Annotated in this window: 14 protein-coding genes, 1 pseudogene and 1 riboswitch; of the genes and pseudogenes, 4 read left to right on the forward strand and 11 right to left on the reverse strand. The window is 42.2% G+C overall.

Annotated elements, in window-relative coordinates; genetic code table 11:
- Positions 1-257: 257 nt before the first annotated feature.
- Complete coding sequence (locus ACFFAP_RS14535) at positions 258-680, reverse strand: hypothetical protein (RefSeq protein ID WP_375511862.1); 423 nt, start codon at positions 678-680, stop codon at positions 258-260.
- Positions 681-869: 189 nt separating this feature from the next.
- Positions 870-1,739: a zinc metalloprotease HtpX gene (locus ACFFAP_RS14540; RefSeq protein WP_375511863.1), complete on the reverse strand. Its 870-nt coding sequence runs from the start codon at positions 1,737-1,739 to the stop codon at positions 870-872.
- 309 nt (positions 1,740-2,048) lie between these two features.
- Positions 2,049-2,135, forward strand: a riboswitch (Fluoride riboswitch).
- 95 nt (positions 2,136-2,230) lie between these two features.
- On the opposite strand from ACFFAP_RS14540, the gene ACFFAP_RS14545 reads away from it, so the two are divergent.
- Positions 2,231-3,559, forward strand: a complete 1,329-nt coding sequence (locus ACFFAP_RS14545) for a voltage-gated chloride channel family protein (protein WP_375511864.1) — start codon at positions 2,231-2,233, stop codon at positions 3,557-3,559.
- Positions 3,560-3,792: 233 nt separating this feature from the next.
- Here the strand turns inward: ACFFAP_RS14545 and ACFFAP_RS14550 are convergent, their stop codons facing one another.
- The 5 genes from ACFFAP_RS14550 to ACFFAP_RS14570 form a co-directional block, all read right to left on the reverse strand.
- On the reverse strand, positions 3,793-4,431 hold the full coding sequence (locus ACFFAP_RS14550; RefSeq protein ID WP_375511865.1) for a Uma2 family endonuclease: 639 nt from the start codon (positions 4,429-4,431) through the stop codon (positions 3,793-3,795).
- Positions 4,432-4,552: 121 nt separating this feature from the next.
- Positions 4,553-5,788 carry an LL-diaminopimelate aminotransferase gene (locus ACFFAP_RS14555; protein WP_375511866.1) on the reverse strand — a complete coding sequence of 412 codons (1,236 nt, stop codon included), beginning with the start codon at positions 5,786-5,788 and terminating at the stop codon, positions 4,553-4,555.
- 191 nt (positions 5,789-5,979) lie between these two features.
- Positions 5,980-7,341 carry an NAD(P)/FAD-dependent oxidoreductase gene (locus ACFFAP_RS14560; protein ID WP_375511867.1) on the reverse strand — a complete coding sequence of 454 codons (1,362 nt, stop codon included), beginning with the start codon at positions 7,339-7,341 and terminating at the stop codon, positions 5,980-5,982.
- Positions 7,342-7,575: 234 nt separating this feature from the next.
- Positions 7,576-8,502 carry a DUF4349 domain-containing protein gene (locus ACFFAP_RS14565; protein WP_375511868.1) on the reverse strand — a complete coding sequence of 309 codons (927 nt, stop codon included), beginning with the start codon at positions 8,500-8,502 and terminating at the stop codon, positions 7,576-7,578.
- A gap of 108 nt (positions 8,503-8,610) precedes the next feature.
- A complete protein-coding gene (locus ACFFAP_RS14570) occupies positions 8,611-9,243 on the reverse strand; it encodes a DUF1003 domain-containing protein (RefSeq protein WP_375511869.1) in 633 nt (210 codons plus the stop codon).
- Between the two features lie 347 nt (positions 9,244-9,590).
- On the opposite strand from ACFFAP_RS14570, the gene ilvC reads away from it, so the two are divergent.
- Together ilvC and ACFFAP_RS14580 are read left to right on the forward strand one after the other, a co-directional pair.
- The gene (gene ilvC, locus ACFFAP_RS14575; RefSeq protein ID WP_375511870.1) at positions 9,591-10,586 is read left to right on the forward strand and encodes a ketol-acid reductoisomerase; all 996 of its coding nucleotides are present in this window, start codon (positions 9,591-9,593) and stop codon (positions 10,584-10,586) included.
- 923 nt (positions 10,587-11,509) lie between these two features.
- Positions 11,510-12,094, forward strand: coding sequence for a sterol desaturase family protein (locus ACFFAP_RS14580; protein ID WP_375511871.1), 585 nt, complete (start codon positions 11,510-11,512; stop codon positions 12,092-12,094).
- 460 nt (positions 12,095-12,554) lie between these two features.
- Here ACFFAP_RS14580 and ovoA read toward each other — a convergent pair whose 3' ends face one another.
- The 3 genes and pseudogenes from ovoA to ACFFAP_RS14595 form a co-directional block, all read right to left on the reverse strand.
- Positions 12,555-13,892, reverse strand: a complete 1,338-nt coding sequence (gene ovoA / locus ACFFAP_RS14585; protein WP_375511872.1) for a 5-histidylcysteine sulfoxide synthase — start codon at positions 13,890-13,892, stop codon at positions 12,555-12,557.
- A 268-nt stretch (positions 13,893-14,160) separates the two neighbouring features.
- The gene (locus ACFFAP_RS14590; protein ID WP_375511873.1) at positions 14,161-16,317 is read right to left on the reverse strand and encodes a polyribonucleotide nucleotidyltransferase; all 2,157 of its coding nucleotides are present in this window, start codon (positions 16,315-16,317) and stop codon (positions 14,161-14,163) included.
- 101 nt (positions 16,318-16,418) lie between these two features.
- Positions 16,419-16,965: pseudogene (locus ACFFAP_RS14595) on the reverse strand (GNAT family N-acetyltransferase).
- 145 nt (positions 16,966-17,110) lie between these two features.
- On the opposite strand from ACFFAP_RS14595, the gene ACFFAP_RS14600 reads away from it, so the two are divergent.
- On the forward strand, positions 17,111-20,392 hold the full coding sequence (locus ACFFAP_RS14600; RefSeq protein WP_375511874.1) for a DEAD/DEAH box helicase: 3,282 nt from the start codon (positions 17,111-17,113) through the stop codon (positions 20,390-20,392).
- 266 nt (positions 20,393-20,658) lie between these two features.
- On the opposite strand, the gene ACFFAP_RS14605 is transcribed toward ACFFAP_RS14600, so the two are convergent.
- On the reverse strand, positions 20,659-21,810 hold the full coding sequence (locus ACFFAP_RS14605; protein WP_375511875.1) for an FAD-dependent oxidoreductase: 1,152 nt from the start codon (positions 21,808-21,810) through the stop codon (positions 20,659-20,661).
- Positions 21,811-22,091 lie beyond the last annotated feature (281 nt).

Genomic DNA, 22,091 nt, shown 5'->3' on the forward strand with positions numbered 1-22,091 from the left:
AAATGCGTACGCCGAATCAACAAATGCGAACCCTAAATCAACAAATGCGTACGCCAAATCAACAAATGCGTACGCCGAATCAACAAATGCGAACCCCAAAATAACATTAGAAAGGGGAAACTAGAACATCTAATTCCCTCCCCAATACATCGGGGAGGGTTAGGGAGGGGTAATTCAATAATCTGCGTGTACACCGTAGCCGACTTAGAGAGGGACAGACTTGAACTTTAATTTAAGACAGGGAGAGGTTCGTCGAACTAGCGAGAGTAAGGGTGATTGAAGGTTTCCCAAGCAGCAATAGCAGCTTTTTGCAGGCGAAAGCTGAAGTCTACTAAGTCTTTCATCATTAAATGCCAGTTTCTCTCAGCTTCATCCTGAATTATCGCCCAAGCATCTTCTAAGCGATCGCGTTCTATCAGTTTCCTGTCTTCAATCAATTCTCGTGCTTGTCGCACAGCTTTCAAATAGGTTTCACGGGTGAGAGTACCTGCTGACTCTGCTTGGCTGCGTCTTTCTAGTGCCTCAATCAGCGCTTTGGTTTCGCGCTTGGCTTCATCACTTTCGCCAGCCATTTCAGTTTCTACTAATTTATCGGTTTCAGGACTAATTTCTACAATTACTATAGATTCAGTAGATTCAATGACTGGAGTTCCAAAGGATTCAATGTTGCTAGCAGTCATAGTTAAAACATCCTTAAATTACAAAGCTTACTCTCTATACTGGTAGTCATAAGTCATTGTCAATTCCCAAAGGACTAATGACCTTCGGGTGACGCTCGTACCTCGCTACCGCTACGCTAGCACCAGTTGCTCATGGGGGAAACCCCCAAGACCGCACTGGCTCACCAATGACTAATGACTAATGACTAATTAATAAACTGTTGTTGGCAGTTGTTGCTCTAATTTCAGCAATGCTGCAACTCGCACCTCTGTAGCAGGGTGACTAGAGAACAAGTTACCCATAAACTGTCCAGAGATAGAATTGATAATTAATAACGGCTCATAAGCTGGATTGGCATTTAAAGGCATCTGCTTTGCTGAGGCTTCTAAACGTTGCAGTGCCCTAGCTAAGGCGCGGGGATTACCAGTTAATCTAGCTGAACCTGCATCAGCAGAGAATTCTCGTGTGCGTGAAATTGCTAGCTGAATAATCGTCGCAGCCACTGGCGCAAGCATTACTGTTAACAAAACTCCTAAAGGATTTGCACCTCTGTTGTTATCTCGTGAACCACCGCCAAACCATAAGCTGTAACTAACCATTTGCGCTAGAAATGAGATCGCACCAGCAACAGTAGCAGCAACAGCTTGTGTGAGGGTATCACGATTAATAATGTGGGTGAGTTCGTGAGCGATAACGCCTTCGAGTTCATCCTCTGGCAATATATTCAAAATGCCTTCGGTGACAGCCACAGCAGCATGTTCTGGATCGCGTCCTGTAGCAAAGGCGTTTGCACCAAGGCTAGGGACAATGTAAACTCTGGGCATGGGAATGTTAGCGCGATCGCTCAATCTCTGCACCATCCGATAAAGTCCTGGTGCTTCCCTTTCACTCACAGGTTGGGCGCGGTATACTGCCAGCGCAATCTTATCTGATTGATACCAGGAAAACAGGTTTGTTACTGCTGCTAAACCTATCCCTATTATCAAGCCACTAGTACCGCCAATTATCCAGTAACTAATTGCGATCAAAAGACCACTTAACGCAGCTAGCAAAACAGCCGTTTTCAATTGATTTGTCATATTTTCGCTCTCCTGCTAATGCTGTATTATTTTTTTATGAAACAGCATTAATTAAGCTACTTTTTGATTGTATCCAGCTAAACTTAGATATATGGTACAGAAAACCTATCAGATAAGTACGGTTTTCCTACTTAAGTTTTGTAAATACTAATTTAGTTTTTTTGATACTTACTCTATTAATAAGATAATTTATATTTAAGATATATCATAAATGCATCTATCTATAGGAATAAATAGTTTATCAAAGTAGAAATTATAAGTGCGAAAAGCAATACAAAAGTAAACATGGTATTGTTGAATTAATTAAATAGTATTTATGGCGATGGAGCTCGCCAAAACCGCCTTTCCAGTACAGGTAAAATTCATCACTGGAAGGCTGATAGCTCCTACTTTCTTCGCTGACTGCGGGAGAGTAGGGCTTGGCTAAATGCATTACCTGACTCCCCTGTAGAAAGTGTAAGTCTACAGATTGCACCTCAAGGAGTCATGGTATGAAACAACTACGTCAATTTGAACCGTTCATTGCATTACCCGACCTAATTAAATGGTTGCCTATTTCCGTTGTAGTTGGCATTCTTGCTGGAACGGCTTCTGCGGCTCTTTTAGTATCATTGGAATGGGCAACTGATTGGCGAGAATCGCATCAATGGATTATCGCCTTGCTACCCCTTGGTGGCTTCTTGAGTGGTTGGATTTATCATCAGTTTGGTCGGACTGTAGAAGCCGGAAATAACCTTTTACTAGAAGAAATCCATAAGCCCAAAAATATTATTCCCTTTCGCATGGCTCCTCTTGTTTTGCTAGGAACAGACCTTACACATTTATTTGGAGGTTCAGCCGGTCGTGAAGGTACAGCATTGCAAATGGGTGCTTCTTTGGCAGACCAGTTAACTAAAATATTACATTTTCAAGGAGCGAATCGGCGAATTTTATTAACCGCAGGTATTAGTGGGGGATTTGCTTCAGTTTTCGGCACTCCCTTAGCTGGAACCGTATTTGGTCTAGAAGTTTTAGCAATTGGTAAAATTAATTATGACGCCCTTTTCCCTTCTTTAATTGCTGCGATCGTTGGAAATCAAGTCACCTTGTTATTGGGTTTGCATCATACGGCATACCGACACGCTCCCTCTATCCCGACGCTTACAATTTGGGGATTGATTTCTGCCATTATCGCAGGTGTAATCTTTGGAATAGTCGCAAGATTTTTTGCTCAAGTAACTCACAAAATTAGTCACTTCTTTAAAACCAAGATATCTTATCCTCCAATGCGTCCTTTAATAGGCGGTGCGCTAATAGCAGCAATTGTTGGGTTAAGTGGAACAACCAAGTACATCGGACTTGGTATCCCTACTATTGTTGATTCTTTTTTCACTCAGCTACCTCCTTGGGATTTTGCAGCCAAATTAGGTCTGACTGCTCTAACTTTAGGAGCAGGTTTTAAAGGTGGGGAAGTAACCCCTTTGTTTTTTATTGGTGCAACTTTAGGTAATGCTTTATCGTTACTTTTAGCATTACCTGCACCACTGTTAGCAGGAATGGGATTTGTGGGTGTATTTGCGGGTGCAGCAAATACACCTATAGCATCAACCTTAATGGGAATTGAACTATTTGGCCTCGAATCAGGGGTATTTATTGCTATTAGCTGTGTAGTAAGCTATCTATTTTCAGGTCATTCTGGAATTTACTCAGCACAGCGTATTGGGTTGAGTAAATACTCTGCTGTATCTTTAGAAGAAGACGTGACTTTGGCTAATTATGGACGACCAAAAATTGATTTACCTGATGATGGCAAAGAAGGAGGAAATAATTCTCAGGAATAATTTTTTGATGCAATTCATGGATAATTAGCAAAGTGCGTAGTTTACCGCCGTAGGCATCGCATAGTCAGAGTAGTCATGTATGCGCTTTATCAAATTAAGGGAAATATCAGGCTTCAATTGCTTAAACTCTCTTCAGACATTGCAGTATATAGCACAATACGCTTGGGTTAAGGCTAAAACTCTTTGTCAAAATCATAATTAAACAAAATGAGCGATACTTGTTTGATCATTTACTAAATCATCGCTTCCAATTCTTCCAAAGCTTGAAAACTTCCTACTTGCCAACTACGTTCTACAGCAGTAGGGATAATCTGAGTAATAGCTATATCCTCAAAATTAGGACTAGTATTAGATTTTATGTATTTCCCATCTCTCAGCAAATAAATAGAAAGGTTTCCACTATCGTAAACCCATAATTCTGGGACTCCAATGGCTTCATAAGCATCAAGAGTAGTTTTTGATGTGACATCAGTCTCAATCGCTAAATTTGGTGGTGGATCATCAGCTTGTAAACGGCGATGACCAATCATTCGTTGATAATTCTGAATATAAAAGCAAGCATCAGGTTCAACTCCTGCTACACCTTGCCGTTTAAAAGTGGTGGAACCAAAAGGTTGGTATCTGATATCTTTAGCCTTCAACAATATTTTGACAATATCAGAAATTAAATCTTTGGGTATTTCATGTTCTGGTAAAGGAGCCATAATTTCTAAAGTACCCTGGCTATAGGTAATCCGTGTAGTTCTTTTTTCTCCCAATTCTTGTAAAATAGATTCAAATTCTTCCCAGCTAACATCTGGAATAGTCACGATGCTACCAGGTGCTAACTGCATCTGGCTAACTGGTTTAAAAACGGGGATAGCAGCAGTCATAACCAGAATATAAGTAATCTGAGTTTCAATAATTATCTATCAGGTTGCGGTGGATAATATAGCCCACCGTAACCTTTAGACTAATAGATTGAGTTTAACAAAAGCGGCTAAAAGCGATCGCTTACACTTTAAACTTCTCGGTAATCCGCTTCATCGCCTCTTCCACATTCTCGCGGCTATTAAACGCCGAAATGCGGAAGTAACCTTCACCCGCAGCACCAAAGCCAGAACCAGGTGTTCCCACCACGTTGACAGTTTGCAGCAGCTTATCGAAGAATTCCCAACTGGATAAACTATTAGGCGTTTTCACCCAGACGTAAGGTGCATTCACGCCACCATAAACTGATAATCCGGCGGCTGTGAGTTTTTCGCGGATAATTTTGGCGTTTTCTAAATAGAAACTCACCAATCCCTTAATTTGTGCTTGTCCTTCTTCGGAGTAAACCGCTTCGGCTCCCCGTTGAACGATGTAAGAAACGCCATTAAATTTGGTAGACTGGCGACGATTCCAGAGTTTCCACAGTTCTACATCGGAACCATCGGCGGCTTTTCCTGTGAGTGTCTTCGGTACTACAGTTAACGCGCAACGGGTTCCTGTAAAACCTGCATTCTTGGAGAAAGAACGAAATTCGATCGCAACTTCTCTTGCACCTTCAATTTCATAAATTGAGTGCGGAATCGATGGATCGGTAATATAAGCTTCGTAGGCTGCATCAAAGAAAATAATCGAGTTATTAGCTTTGGCATAGTCCACCCATGTCTTGAGATATTCCTTAGTAGCAGTTGCGCCAGTCGGGTTATTGGGAAAGCAGAGATAAATTAAATCGACTTTCTTTGAGGGAATCTCGGCGGTGAAGTTGTTATCAGCTGTAATTGGTAGATAAACTAACCCTTCAAACTCGCCTTTATCATTGGCATCCCCAGTATTTCCCACCATAACGTTAGTGTCTACATACACGGGATAAACGGGGTCAGTAACGGCAATTAGATTGTCATGACCAAAGATTTCTAAAATGTTGCCTGTGTCACACTTAGAACCATCGGAAATAAAGATTTCCGAGGCATCTATATCGGCTCCCCGTGCTTGGAAATCTTGAGTAGCAATTTTCTCCCGCAACCAAGCGTAGCCTTGCTCAGGGCCGTAGCCTTTAAAGGTATTGCGATCGCCCATTTCTTCCACAGCTTTAATCATCGCTGCGCGGCAAGCCTCCGGCAGAGGTTCGGTAACATCGCCAATGCCCAGCCGGATGATTTTAGCATTACTGTTGCCTTCTGCAAAGACATTCACCCGTCGAGCAATTTCTGGAAACAGATAACCCGCTTTCAGCTTCAGGTAGTTGTCGTTAATAGTTGCCATTATGTTGATTATCAAAAAACGCCCTCAAACAGCTTACTGCTAATTTATGAGGGCGATAACTTTGTTGTAGGGAGTAGGGAGTAGGGAGTGGGGAGTGGGAAAGCAGGGGAGCAGGGGAGCAGTAAGTCTTTCCCCTCTGCCCCTATGCCCCTTTGCATCTCTGCCTCTTATACCTAATGCCCTATGTGCAATTAGATATTTACTGGCTGTTTATTAGTTTCTGATGCGTAATAAATGTTGCGATCGCTAATTCCGAACTGCGTGATTGATTCTTGTCCTGTAATTAATCTTGCTCCACGATTACGGGTAAAATAGTTCCATGCCCACTGAATCATTACTACTAATTTGTTGTTAAATTCAATTAAGAAGTAGATGTGAATCAACAGCCAAAACAGCCATGCAACAAAACCTTTCAGCTTGATAAAACCCAAATCTACCACAGCAGAATTGTGACCAATCATTGCCAAACTACCATAATCGGTATAAGCAAAGGGTGGCAAATTGTTACCTACAAGCCGCTTTTGGACTAGTTCTGCTACATATTCACCTTCTTGTTTCGCTACAGGTGCAACACCAGGTAGCGGTTTACCATTTTGATGAGAAAAATTTGCTAAGTCGCCAATTACAAAAATATTGGGATGTCCTTTAATACTCAAGTCAGGTTCAACCATAATCCGTCCAGCGCGATCGCATTCAGCACCTGTGTGTTCTGCTAGCACTTTTCCCATTGCGGAAGCTTTCACACCTGCTGCCCATAATACCGTTTTTGAGGCAATTTCTTTAACTTCATCGCCTTGTTTGAGGGTAACAATATCATTTTCAATATTCGTTACCAGTGTTTTTGTCTGGACAATCACTCCCAACCGCGTCAGGGATGCTTCCGCTTCTTGTGATAACTCTGGTGCAAAAGGTGGCAGAATCCGATCTAGACCTTCTAATAACAAAATTTTGGCTTCTGAGGTGTTGATGTTGCGGAAATCTTCTTTGAGAGTTTGATTTGCTAATTCTGCGATCGCACCAGCCAACTCTACACCAGTTGGGCCTCCACCCACAATTACAAAGGTTAACCAAGCCCGGCGTTTTTCTAAATCGGTTTCTTTTTCTGCGGCTTCAAACGCCGTAAAAATCCGGCTACGCATTTCTGTGGCATCTTCTACAGTTTTCAAGCCGGGGGCGAATTCTTCCCAGTTGTCTTTACCAAAATAGGAATGCTTGGCTCCTGTAGCGACAATTAACGTATCGTAAGCTATTGCTTCCTCACCCACGATCACTTTTTGCGCTTCTGGATCAATATTATTCACCTCTCCCAGCACCACTTTCGTATTCTTGCTCTTACTAAGCACAGAACGCAACGGTGAGGAAATATCAGCAGGAGATAGCGCACCTGTGGCGACTTGGTATAGGAGGGGTTGAAATAGATGAAAGTTACGTTTATCAATCAGAGTGACGTTTACTGCTGCCTTGGCGAGTGTTTTTGCTGCATAAAGTCCACCAAAGCCACCGCCAACAATAACTACATGATGAGGTGGATTATTGTCAAGTGATTTTACCATAAGAAATATTATCGTGTTTGCCGACTATTGTAACTATTCTTAACAAATTTGTATCAAAATTGTCATCATATATTTTGTATTGCTCTTTACATTTAAAAAAGTATTAAAGTAATTAAGACTACAGGATAAAGAAAATTTTTAGGCGAAAGGTACAGACAATAAGAGTTTGGAATATTTCAATCCCTCTTTATCTGTGTAGATTTATCAACGGTAAATGTAGGATTTATGGCAAGCTCACTCAGAACTAGTTGATTCTGGTGCTTGTGTTAAACGTGGTGAATGAGTTCGCCGCCAACGCCTAAAGCCATAAACAAGAGCAGCAAAAATTAACAAATAGGGACTGTAAACAATTAACCAAATACCCAGCTTGAGTAAGCCAACGGAAAATGCTCTCAAAGAATGGGTAGAGTTGTTCCAAGTTTCCTGAACTTGCAAACCAAAGGCAGGTTGTGAGCTGGTGCTAGAAACTGCTGCTTCTAGGTTTAGCGTAATAGTGGAATAAACAACTTGATTTTGTAGGCTTTTGAGTTGGGCATTAATTTGTTCTATGGTTTCTCGGACATTACTCAGTTCTTGGGCAACACTAAGCACATCTCTAACAGAACCTGCCCGAGCCATAATTTTTTGCAAATTGGCTTCAGTTTTTTGCAAATTGGTTAATCTAGCTTGGAAATCCACCAGGCGATCGCCCACATCTTCGGCAGTGATATTACGACTTTCAACAGTGCCCAATTTAGCAAGTTGTTCTAGAGTAGATTCCAGCAGGTTCTCTGGTATCCGCAACTGTATGGTTGCTGTGTAGCGCGGGTTGTCGTTATTGGGTTGTTGTTGTTTCAACCCGATTAAATCCCCTTGCTGTTGATTGATAATTTGTGAAACAGCATCAACAGTCTGATCTACAGAGTTGACAGTCAAAGACATTGCTGCTTTTTTAATAAGTTGGGGACGAGAACGGGCTATTGGTGAAGCTTGCGCCTTTTGGGAAATACTGTTTTCACGAGTAGGTGCAGATGCTGGATTTCCCGCACTATCGGCTGCCATTGGAGGTAAAGCCTTATTTGCTGACTGATGGGAAGAGGCGCAACTGGTAAAAATCACCCCTCCCAATAACGCACTTATAAATAAACCAGATGTGCGCGGTAATTTACTCGAAGCGTACATAATCTACCCCCAGATGGATGAAGTTAACCCCAGTATTACTGAAGTAAAACTCAAAATCTGGATTGTTGCGATTTATGTAACAAGGATAAAGTTTTGTCCAAAATCCAATTATTCTTCAATTGATGTTTGTTGCTGAGACAAACTTGCTAACTCGGATGCTAAAGTCTCTTCTAATACATCTATAATTGCGTGCGGGTCAGTAGGGGACTTCATCATATCAGCCTCTGGATCAGAGCGATTTTTGACATTAGGAATATCTTGGCGTAATTCCTCAAGCAAACCGATGAGTTTAGCGATTTTCTGCTCAGAGAGCAGATTGAGTTGAAGAATAAGCTGCGTCCGTTGCTCTGCTAACTTTTCTTGTCGCTCTTGTTTAATCAATACTCCTGTTGTCACCAACAATGAACCCGTAGTCAGTGAAAATTGTAACCAAGAAAATGGAGGAGGATCAAATCTTGGTATGCCGAAACGTCGTGGTAAGAGATTGGGTATTACCCACAGAATAATCCCAAGCAGGATGCTATACAGGAATGCAGGACGACCAAAAAAAGCACTTACCGTTTCTACAACCCGCTGATGTCGTGGTATGTCTTTTTCAGAACGTCTGTGCAATGCGATGATAGTCTCGATATTTTTACTAATAGATTCCGGTAATGGGGCAGTGGGCAGAATGTTTTGACGACGTGTTTCGGACGATCCTTGCGGTGAATCATTTGGATCTGGTTTATCTTGGGAGAGCATTGGTAGTCTGACTTGATGAATGATTACTTCAATTTACTAATTTAATTTAAACTGCAATTGGGCATCTTGCCCGCCCATAGCCAAAGGTCGGTGTCCACCTCACAAAAGTAGTTGAGTATTTTTTTATTTGTCAGTCCCTTATTCATAACCTTTACCCAGAGAATCTTTCGGACATTTCTGACGGCTAAAAATTTTCATGCAGTGTGAAACTTATGAATCTAGGTTTTATAACGCTTTGAGCAATATTGTGAGAAATCCGGGTAATAGTTCATCTGTGGTTACTCAATTTGGGGTACAATCGTAAGCCTGCCAATAAATGACGATGCTTGCTGACAGGAGATGCTTCTATGGCCCGGATGTACTATGACGAAGATGCCAATTTAGACCTTTTGGCTGGAAAAACTATTGCCATCATCGGCTATGGTTCGCAAGGTCATGCCCACGCTCTCAATCTCAAAGATAGTGGTTTGAATGTGATTGTGGGACTATATCCGGGTAGTAAGTCAGTAGCAAAAGCTGAAGCTGCTGGGTTAACTGTGAAGAATGTCGCAGATGCTGCCAATGCTGCTGACTTTATCATGATTTTGTTACCTGATGAAGTCCAAAAAACGATTTATAAAAACGAGATTGAACCAAATTTAGAAGAAGGGAATGTGTTAGCCTTTGCCCACGGTTTCAATATTCACTTTGGGCAAGTTGTACCACCAGCTAATGTAGATGTGGTGATGGTAGCACCCAAAGGGCCGGGGCATTTGGTACGGCGGACTTATGAAAGTGGTGAAGGCGTACCAGCGCTGTTTGCAGTTTATCAAGATGCTAGTGGTCAGGCACGCGATCGCGCCATGTCTTATGCTAAAGGTATCGGTGGAACTCGCGCCGGTGTTCTCGAAACTACTTTCCGTGAAGAAACTGAAACAGATTTATTTGGCGAACAAGCAGTATTGTGCGGTGGTTTGAGTGCTTTAATCAAAGCCGGATTTGAAACTTTGGTAGAAGCTGGTTATCAACCAGAATTGGCTTATTTTGAATGTCTGCATGAAGTCAAGCTGATTGTAGACTTGGTTGTGGAAGGTGGTTTAGCCAAAATGCGTGACAGTATTTCTAATACGGCTGAATATGGCGATTATACCCGTGGGCCGCGGATTGTCACCGAACAAACCAAAGTTGAAATGCAGAAAATTCTCAGCGAAATTCAATCTGGACAATTTGCACGAGAATTTGTTCTCGAAAACCAAGCTGGTAAACCAGGATTTACCGCCTTGCGTCGTAAAGAAGCTGAACACAAAATTGAAGAAGTTGGTAAAGATTTACGCGCTATGTTTAGCTGGTTGAAAAAGGCTTAAGCAAAAGGGGGAGTCGAACTGCAAAAATTGCGGCAACACTAGCCTATAAGCGCATTAACTTCTGGTAACTCAATTAACATTGAATGTTGGGTTTCACAATCGGATACTCAACCTACAATTATCCTTACAGCTATTTTCAAATAAATAGCTGTAACCTAACCCTATTGGCAGATAATCTTGTTTTGTCTTAGATGATCATTATATATAATTCAATACAGGTAAGTTTTGCATTTCTTCCTTCTCTTCCTTCTCTACAAGACGCTACGCCTTGGCAGTAGCCTGCGGCAAGCCGCTTTGCGTCTACGTTAAAAAAATTGAATTTGACAAAGAGTTAAGCTTTAACCCAAGCGTATTGATATATAGTTGCCTTTTTATCTGCCTGAATAAGCAATCGAGAATAGCATTTTCTCTCTCGTAAACATAATTATTCAAATTATATTACCGCGCTTCATTGTATTTTCAGCTTTCTTTCGATGTTCTTACGGCAGGTTTGATGGTTTGGACGATCGCGCAACTTGATGAGCGCCTATTCCAAAAGCTCACCATTGAAATTTATATAAAGTTTTTCCATTATTACCGAGTTTATACTGAGACAATAGTATTTAATATTACTTTAAAAAGGTGAGATTAGTTCAAGCAATTTTTATGTTTAATACTCAAAAAACAGTAGCTAGGAATCCATCCTTACTACCTAAACTCTGCTGGTTATTCTCCAGTATAAAGACAAAATGACAGGAACTTTAAGCCCCTAGAACAGGAATTAATTGACTCTGACCAGATTTTAGGGAATGAGCAAGATGTAGAGCGGTTTGTCCTATCGACTTGCGATCGCCGCAGTCTTGCTGAGGGCAGTATTCCTCTCTCTTGAATTGCCCTCAGCAAGACTGTCTCTCTTGTTAAATAAATACTACAAGGACACAGGGATGAAAAAAATTTTTGATTTCTGTTTCGAGGTTGAATTTTATCTAAAAATCGCTATTACTTGCACAATTGTTCAGCAAATATTTTATTGGCTATTGCACAATATAGAACTTAACTTCATAACTCAGGTGCTGTTATACTGGCTTGTTGGTTCTGTATCATTTTATAGCATAGGCCTTTTCATCGAAAAGGTAATTAAAAAGAATGATAATTTGAGAGAGAAACTGACTGCTAGGATTAAGAAAGTCAAAAAACAACCATTTCCTTCCTTTACTGCGAAAGGCATCATTACTGGGGAAATCAAAAGTTTCATAGCAGCTTTAATTATCCTCTATCTAGCGCCAGAACTAAATAGAGGAAATAGCTTGCTCTTAAACCTTGGATGGTTTTTGATGAGAATAATTGTTGCTGATTTCTGTTTTTACGTTTCCCATTCGCTACTTCACAGAAAATTCTTGCAAAAAATACATCTGAAACATCATGAGTTTGCCGACTCATCAAGTTTTGTTGCTGGACATAAGAGTTTGACTGAATATATTATGTTTTGTGTGCATAGTGTTTTAAGTAGTAGACTCCTGCTTCTGTAAACAACAGAGTTATGCCATAAGTAAAAGCAGCAATTAGGAAAGCGGTGAATCCTCGATCAATCCAATTAAGAATTTCTCCCGCTCCTAGTTGACTCAGCGAGAGTTTTAGACTGGCAAGGATAAAAATAGCGATCGCAGGGATTTGTAAGATACCAAGAATGAACAGGGCTGTATTTTTTTCTGTGCGGCGAAGAAACGATCGCAGTATATAGAACAGTAATATGTAAAGTACAAAAGCAACAACTATGGATGCGCCAAATGTATAGAAAAAAGAGCTAATTTGGGCGATCGTTGGGAAAGTCTGAGGTGGTGGTACTAATCTAGGCTATCAACGATCGCAGCGACTGCTTTGAGTATAAGCAACCCAATAACCTCACCCCGTATTTGCGTTAGCAAATACGGGGTGAGGTTTAAAAATATACTTCATGCAAACGAGAACCGCTATATTTCTTGGAAGTCCCTAATCTTTGATATCTTGAACAATCCGAAAACCAGCGTGCTGATAAAAATTGGGACGGAACCAGTTACGATAATATTTTAAAGCTTCTGTACCATTAGTTATCCAACATCCTCCTAACATCATTTGATGTTTATCATCAAAAAATATGGCAGAATTATCTTCATAAAGAAAATGAGGTTTATATCCGACAAGGGGGTTTAAATTATCACTCAACCATTCCCAAACGTTACCACGCAAATCGTACAATCCAGAATAAGTTTTGGCTGTTTCTAACATCCCGACAGGACTAGGTGAGCCAAATTTTAAATTTAGATTGTAATTTTCGACATCATCTAATGAACTATCACCATAAGTTGCTAAATGGTATTCTGATTCACTCATTAAGCGAGTATCTTTACCTTGCCACCGACAATAAGCCATTGCTTCATAATGATTGACTTCTACAGGCCAATATAAGGGTAAGTCGATTTCATCAAACATGGCTCGATATTTGTAGCTACCATTTTCATGTAGCCAAAATTTGGGACTTTGAATATTGTATCGAGTTTTCCAATCCCAAGATTCTTCATCCCAAATTTCTTTATTTTCGTAGCCGCCAGACTTGACAAAATAAAGGAAATCGGCATTGGTAATCAGGTATTTACTGGCGAAAAAAGATGCAACTTCAACAGTGCGATCGCCATAATCAATATCCCATCCATAAGTTGCATCATCAAAGGCTTTACCGAGTTTTACTACCCCACCAGCAACTTCTATCATTTCGTTCTGAGGAGTGTAACCATTAAAAGGGGCATATTGCCAGTTTTGGGGGCGTTTCACTCTTTCAATTGGCAGTTGGCGAATTAACATTGAAGAAGTTTCAATGTGAATACGCTGGTGTTCAATCCCCATCATTAACGCCCAAAGGGGATGATTGGGATGAATTGGTAGACTAATTGGGGTTGTCTTAATTAGTTCATAAATTACAGAATATGCTTGTTCTCGATACTCCCAAGTCTGTGCAACTTGCGGCCATTCCAGATGAGCGATCGCTTCATTCAATTCTTCTGGTATTCCTGGATCAACTCCAATTTCAAACAATATTTCATAGTCGGAATTGAGGCGTTTTTCTAATAATCCCACTTGAATTAATTTATTGATGTAGAAAATAGCCGAATGTCCCAGATAAAAAATTAGAGGATTTCTCAAAGGGTCTGGATTGAGATAAAATGTATCTTCCCCAACCAGACTTTTCAATAACATATCTTCTAGTTGCCAAGCATTCTCAAAGTAATCGAGGATAACTTGGTTATTGCAACTTTCAAGTTTTGGAGGTTTAGTAGATTGCAGATTATTCATGGTGTAACTCAACTGCTGTTGTCGAGGTTAAAACTTTAATTTATTTACACTTAGCTACTTATCCCTCTGCTAAGAAACAGAAGTTTTTCTTAGAAAAAGGTTATCTTCATAGTTATAGAGAATATTTACAGGTATCAGTTTTCTTGATTAAATTCTGATTCCTGTTGATTATAAATATCGTGCAATTAATTAGAGAAGCATACGGCGATGCCTTCACAGTAGGCATCGCGGATTTTAGATTTAATCTAATCTAAAATCCCAAATCGAGTTACCGATTCACCGCCGCAGCTTCCCGTGCTGCTGTTGCTTGATCTGGGTGGATACCCAAGCGGGTGAGATTAATCCGACCTTTGTTATCAATTTCGCGCACTTTGATAATTACTTCATCGCCCACTGCTACTTCATCCTCAACTTTGCCAACGCGGTAGTCAGCTAGTTGTGAGATGTGGATCATCCCTTCTTTTCCAGGCAGAAATTCCACAAATGCACCTATCGGTATAATCCGAGTAATGCGTCCTGCGTAGACATCCCCTTCGTGCAGCTTGCGGGTCATGCCTTGGATAATGTTTCTGGCTCTCTTGGCCTTGTTCTCATCCACAGCAGAAATTGTCACAGTGCCATCATCTTCGATATCAATTTTTGCACCAGTTTCCTCTGTGATCCCCTTAATAGTCTTGCCTCCAGGCCCGATGACCAGACCAATCATGTCTGAATCAATCTTGATTGTTAACAGACGTGGGGCATAAGGTGAGGTTTCAGTCCGTGGCGTGTCAATGCAGGCGAGCATTTTCTCCAGAATGTGCAACCGGGCTGCTTTGGCTTGGTGAACGGCTTGGGCAATAACCTCCAACGACAGACCAGATATTTTCATATCCATTTGCAAGGCAGTAATCCCGGTATCGGTACCAGCAACTTTGAAGTCCATGTCGCCCAAAAAGTCTTCAATGCCCTGAATATCGGTGAGAACTCGCACTTCGTCTCCTTCCTTAATCAGACCCATTGCTGCGCCACTAACGGGTTTGAGTATTGGTACACCAGCATCCATCAAGGCTAGGGTGGAACCGCAGACTGAACCCATTGAGGTGGAACCGTTGGAGGAAAGTACTTCCGATACGATGCGAATCACGTAGGGAAATTGTTCCTTTGAGGGTAGCACAGGTAATAGCGATCGCTCTGCTAATGCCCCGTGACCAATTTCGCGCCTTCCTGGGGCCCGCATTGGCTTGGTTTCCCCAACTGAGAACGGGGGGAAGTTGTAATGATGCAGATAACGCTTGTGCTGATCTAGCTGCATGTCATCGTTGAGATTTTGGGCATCCCCAGGTGTACCCAGAGTACAAGCGGATAATACCTGAGTTAGTTCTCGGTTAAATAAACCGCTACCGTGGACTCGCTTTGGTAAGACACCAACTAAACAAGAAACAGGTCGCACTTGATCGAGTTTACGACCATCAACGCGAATGTTATCTTCGATGATTTGCCGCCGCATGAAGTATTTGGTAATATCTTTAAAAGTGTTACCAAGTGCCTTGCTATTTGCAGTTGCGGCAACTCGAATTGGATCTTCTTCTGGCAGTTCCTTAATTGTCGTGGCAATTTCATCCTTGACGACATCTAAGGCTGCATCGCGTTCGGGTTTGGTGAAAGTAAATTGCGACAGGATTTTCTTAATCTGGCTGCTAGCGCGATCGCGGATATAATTTTCTAGCGTCTGGTCTACTTCTGGTCGTCCTTCTTGTACTATTACCAGACCCAATTCTGCTATTAAATCTTGCTGTGCTTTGATTAAGTCCCGCACTGCTTCATAACCAAAGTCAATCGCCTCGATAATATCTCGCTCTGGCAATTGATTGGCTCCCGCCTCCACCATAATCACACCATGTGGTGAACCTGCTACTACCAGATCCAAATCTCCGGCTTCAATTTCTGCGTATGTAGGGTTAATAATGAAATCATCTCCCACTAAACCAACCCGCACTGCTGCCATTGGCCCATTAAAAGGAATCTGGGCAATTAGGGTAGCGATGGAAGCGCCTGTAACTGCTAAGACATCGGGTGGAACTAACTCGTCCATCGACAGCGTTAAGGCAATAATTTGCAAGTCATCCCGTAGCCATGAGGGGAACAGGGGACGCATGGGGCGGTCTATAAGACGGCTGGTGAGAATTGTTTTTTCTGGTGGACGACCTTCTCGCCGCATGATCCCTCCCGGAATCCTACCAGCGGCATACAGCCTTTCTTCATAATCTACTGTGAGTGGAAGAAAATCAATGCCTTCTCTGGCTTGCGATCGCGTAGCCGTCACTAAAACGGATGTGTCCCCTGATTCTATCAAAACCGACCCACCTGCCTGGGGAGCTAGTAGACCTACTTTCAGTCGAATATCCCTTCCATCGAAGGATATTGACTTGTCAACTTCTGCCATTCAGTTTTTTTTCCTTCTCTTTCGCTATTCTCTTTCTGTGGCAATCCTAACATTTATGTACTATGACTGACTTCTGGTACATACAAAGATAGATAAGTCGTTCAACCCAAAGGGGGATACATGATCAGTGCATCTACCACCTGTTCATCCCCTAGCTTTGCTGCACGCCCAATTCGCCCAATGATCTCAAATCCTAACAACTGCCAAAGTGTAATTGAAGGTATATTAGTTTCAAAGACCAAATTGAACATTACTGCTTCATAGCCCAGGTTTGCTGCTATCAAGAGCATCGCCTCTCCCATGAACCGCACTATCCCCTGACCGCCAAAGCCTGGTTGTACAATAAAACCAGTGTTGCAAATATGGCAACACCGACTGTGGAAGTTTGGTTTTAAATAGAAACGCCCCTAATATTCCTTTTGGTTTGTGTGTAGCATCCTGACCAGATATCCTGACAACAAAGGCATCCTTACTCAACGAGTAAGCTGAAAATTCTGCCTAAGATAGAGGTTGCTTTTGGGGATAAGTTTTACCTTCAATCAATAAAACATTGAGTAATGCTCTTACAACCTCCTGTTCTTGAGGATGCATATAATCTAGTTCAACTATTATCCCGCTTTTTAAAGCTTGAACAAAGGGAAAATCCATTAATTAATAATGTTTATGTGGATACACGACTGAATTATTTATTATATGCAGTATCTTTGGAAAAATATTCGGAAAAAATGGAAAAATTAGAATATTATTGGCGATTTTCATTGTTTAATTTTGCGAAAATCTGAGTAATTAGCAAATGGCGATTTTACACTGTAATTGGTTACTAAAAAATCAAAATGGCTGTTTATTTATTTGGGGGGAAACTTGGCGATCGCCACGAATAAATTTCGAGCCTAATGGATCTGGAGATATACCACTACATCCATTGGCAATGACATCAGTTGAGTTGAGTGAGTGGTTGCGTTCGCAGAACATGGCAATTACCAACTTCATCCAGCAACCTCAAGTTGCGATGCCTGCCGCGGGCAAAGCCATCGCTACTACTGGGCGAACACGTAAAGCCGCCAGTGCCACTGAGATAATGCCAACACATTCGCAAATAATTGCCGTACCAACTTATATCCCAGAAAGCAGTAGCAAAGGAACAGCAGCGATTTTCCCCGTACATTCTGCCAGCTTGGGGCTAGATACAGACTCCCCGCAATATTTGCAACCGTGGCGAGTTGAAGGTTTTTGTCTCAAGCCCAGTGAAGCAGTAAAATTTCTCGCTGCTGTTCCCCTAAATGCTGCTAAAGGGGAAGATGCCTTTTTAGGAGGAGATTTACGTTTTTGGTCGCAGGTTGCCCGATGGAGTTTAGATTTAATCTCGCGGTGTAAGTTTTTACCAACAATTGACCGACAATCAGATGTTACATTTGCTGCTAAATGGCAAGTACTTCTAGACAGTGCAGTAGATGGAACCCGTCTAGAAAGATTTTCTGCGAATATGCCGTTGGTTTGTCGTACCTATCAGGAGGGACTAGGGACTAGGGACTGGGGACTAGGGACTGGGGAGGAGTTTTGCCAATCCCTACTTTATGTAGACTTTCCAGGCGAACCTCAAGAATTACTTTTGGGATTTCTTAACAGTACGATAGATGCCCAAGTGCGAGGGATGGCGGGTTCTCAGCCTCCAATGGAAGCTAAGGCGATTGCATCTTTACCAGCTGCGGTGCGACAGTGGTTGCAAGCTTTAAACAGTGCATCTCATACAGTTAATGCAGATGCCATTGAAGTGGAACGACTGGAAGCGGCATTGAAGGCTTGGACTATGCCGCTACAATACCAATTAACTCTTAAAACTCTATTTCGTACCTGTTTTCAACTGCGTTCTCCAGAGTCTGGCGAAACAGATTGGATATTGGCGTATTTTTTACAAGCGGCTGACGATCCAGAGTTTTTAGTGGATGCAGCAACTATTTGGAACAATCCAGTTGAACGATTAGTTTATGAAAATCGAACAATTGAGCAACCACAAGAAACATTTTTGCGAGGATTGGGGCTAGCTTCCAGATTATATCCAGCGATCGCACCCAGTTTTGAAACCGAATATCCCCAATCTTCTCGTATCACCCCCATGCAAGCTTATGAGTTTATCAAAGCTGTAGCTTGGAGGTTGGAAGACAGTGGTTTGGGAGTAATTTTGCCTCCCAGTTTAGCGAACCGTGAAGGATGGGCGAATCGTTTGGGTTTGAAAATTACTGCGGAAACCTCAAAGAAAAAGCAGGGACGCTTAGGATTGCAAAGTCTGCTGAATTTTCAATGGCAATTGGCAATTGGTGGACAAACTATTTCCAAAGCTGAGTTTGATAAACTTGTGGCTTTAAATAGTCCGCTAGTGGAAATTAACGGCGAGTGGGTGGAATTGCGACCCCAAGACATCAAAACAGCCCAAACTTTTTTTACCACTCGCAAAGACCAAATGGCGCTTTCCTTAGAAGATGCTTTGCGTTTCAGTACAGGGGATACCCAAGTAATTGAAAAATTACCAGTGGTTAGTTTTGAGGCATCTGGGGCATTGCAAGAGTTGATTGGGGCGTTAACAAATAACCAGGCGCTTGAACCTTTGCCCACACCAACAGGCTTTAAAGGACAGTTGCGACCTTATCAAGAACGTGGTGCTGCTTGGCTGTCCTTCTTGGAACGTTGGGGCTTAGGTGCATGTCTCGCAGACGACATGGGACTCGGCAAAACCGTGCAGTTCATTGCTTTTCTGTTGCACTTGAAAGAACAGGATGCACTAGAAAATCCAACACTGCTAGTTTGTCCAACCTCTGTTTTAGGCAACTGGGAAAGGGAAGTAAATAAATTTGCACCAAGCCTGAAAATTTTGCAATATCACGGTGACAAACGCCCAAAAGGGAAAGCGTTTTTAGAGGCAGTGAAAAAACACGATTTAATCGTTACCAGCTACTCCCTTATGCATCGAGATATCAAGTCATTGCAAAGTGTCTCTTGGCAGATAATAGTTTTAGATGAAGCCCAGAATGTGAAAAATCCAGAGGCGAAGCAGTCAAAAGCAGTGCGGCAATTAGAAGCTACATTTCGGATTGCGTTGACGGGGACACCTGTAGAAAATAGACTGCAAGAACTATGGTCTATTTTGGATTTTCTCAATCCTGGCTATTTAGGCAATAAGCAATTTTTCCAGCGTCGGTTTGCCATGCCAATTGAAAAGTATGGAGATACGGCTTCTTTAACTCAATTACGTTCATTAGTGCAACCATTTATACTGCGGCGATTGAAAAGCGATCGCGACATTATTCAAGACTTGCCAGATAAGCAAGAAATGGCCGTATTTTGTGGTCTGACTGGTGAACAAGCTGCACTTTATCAACAAGTTGTAGAACAATCTTTAGTAGAGATAGAATCTGCTGAAGGATTGCAACGTCGGGGAATGATTTTAGCTTTGTTAATTAAACTCAAACAAATCTGCAATCACCCAGCCCAATATTTGAAACAGGCGACATTAGAGCAACATAATTCAGCCAAACTTCTGCGGCTAGAAGAAATGTTAGAAGAAGTTTTAGATGAAGGCGATAGAGCTTTAATCTTTACACAATTTGCTGAGTGGGGTAAATTACTTAAACCCTATTTAGAAAAAAAGCTTGGGCGAGAAATATTCTTTTTATATGGCAGCACCAGCAAAAAACAACGAGAGGAAATGATCGACCGTTTCCAGCACGATCCTCAAGGGCCCCCGATTATGATTCTTTCTCTAAAAGCAGGTGGTGTAGGACTGAATTTAACACGCGCAAATCATGTATTTCACTTTGATAGATGGTGGAACCCAGCCGTAGAAAATCAAGCCACAGACAGAGTATTTCGGATTGGTCAAACCCGGAATGTGCAAGTACATAAATTTGTTTGCACAGGCACTTTAGAAGAAAAAATTCATGACATGATTGAAAGTAAGAAACAACTAGCTGAACAAGTTGTAGGTGCTGGTGAAGAATGGTTGACAGAACTGGATACAGACCAACTTCGCAACTTACTAATACTTGATCGCAGTGCAGTAATTGATGATGATGCCGAATAATTTCGTAGTAAGTACTTTAATCCTTTTTGAACTAATCCCGATGGTTAGTTAACAATAAACTGGCAAGCTACACAGTATTGAAAGTGGCTCATCAATTCCTTGTGTATATAGCACAAGCCTTGGTGATTAGGACATCAACAGATGATAAAACTTAGACACAAAAAGACTTTTCAGCAAGTATTGAGTCCCCAGTCCCCATTCCCTTGCTATAACTTTCGGAATCACTGCTCATTTAACCCCGGTAGGAACAATTTTCACTCACCACTTTAGTGCTTCTGGGATGCCTGCCTACGTTCTGCCAGCGCGGCTGAAAATCTTTCTTTGAGCTGGTCTGCCTGATCTTCAGCATGGGAATTAGCACCCTCCTGTCGCGCAAGGCGCTGTAACGGGGCCGAAATGGCAATCCTCTCCTGTTCGTAAGTGCGTAGAGCAAGGCCGAGTTGTTCCCCATCACCTAGATCAGTACAGACTAGAACCTTAGCCAAGGCTACCACATCCTGTATGGCCATAGTTGTGCCCAATCCCAACGATGGCCGCATTGGGTGAGCTGCATCACCCAGGAGGGTCACACGTCTCAAGTCCCCCCACTGCGGCACTGGTTCCCTGTCGAAGACACCAGTTTCGATGATGGCCGCAGGCTCAGTGGCTCTAATCACACTTTCAACCAGAGGGGGCCATTGCTCAAATATTTGGAGTACCGTCTCTAGCGCTGATGAACTTTTCGAGTGATTCAAACGTAGGGCTGTGCCACCCCAGGCAAGTAATTCCGTACCCGCATCCATTATCCAGAAGTTCTTTTTTTCTCCAACCACAAGTTGAAATCCAGCAGATTCAATGAAGGGAGCGGCAAGTGGGGGCAAGTTTTTCCGCTTCACAATCCCCCTCCAGGTCATGGTTCCTGTATAAAGAGGGGCACCATCTGCAACGGTAATGCTTCTCACCGCAGAGTTATAACCATCAGCACCAATTAGAAGTCGGGCACAGACATCTTCCTGTTGACGGAATTTCAAACGCAATTGCTCTTGTCCCTGGACTGAAGTTTGAGTGAAACCGATAAGGGTATGGTTGAGATGAAGTGATACCGTCGCGGGCAATGCTTTATAAAGACAGGTCTGTAGATTATACCAGCATAGCCAGGTGAAGCCTGTCCCGGCAAGCGGGGATTCATCAGCAAAAAGAACCTCACCATTTGGCCGCATCAACATCTGCTGTTTGGGATTCACCGCCAACTGGCGCACCTGCTGCGCCAGTTCAGTATCGATCTCCGCTAGGGCAGCATAGCCGGAATCACCCATCCCCAGGGCAGCACCAATTGGTCGCAACAGGTGGGCTTGCTCAAAAACCTCGATAGAGAAGCCAAGTCGTGCTAAAGCATGAGCGGCACAGAGTCCACCTGGCCCGGCTCCAATGATCGCCACATCTAAGACATTATCAGTCGAATTGACTTTAATCATCCCGTTCACCTTGTTTCAAAGTATGACTTTAGTGATTAATTTAAACTGAGGAGCATCATCACATACGATACCAAAAAGTGGGTTCCGACTCAGGACGAATGGGGCAATGCAGTGATTAATCTGAATAAAGTTTTGCTGAAAAACTAAAGTGTTGATAAAGAGACCGTGATCAATACTCAACACGAGCGCATCTCGTAAACAAGACGAGTTCTGAACACAAACTGCATTCGTAATTAAGGTTTTAC

Source organism: uncultured Nostoc sp., assembly GCF_964245575.1.
Classification (GTDB): domain Bacteria; phylum Cyanobacteriota; class Cyanobacteriia; order Cyanobacteriales; family Nostocaceae; genus Nostoc.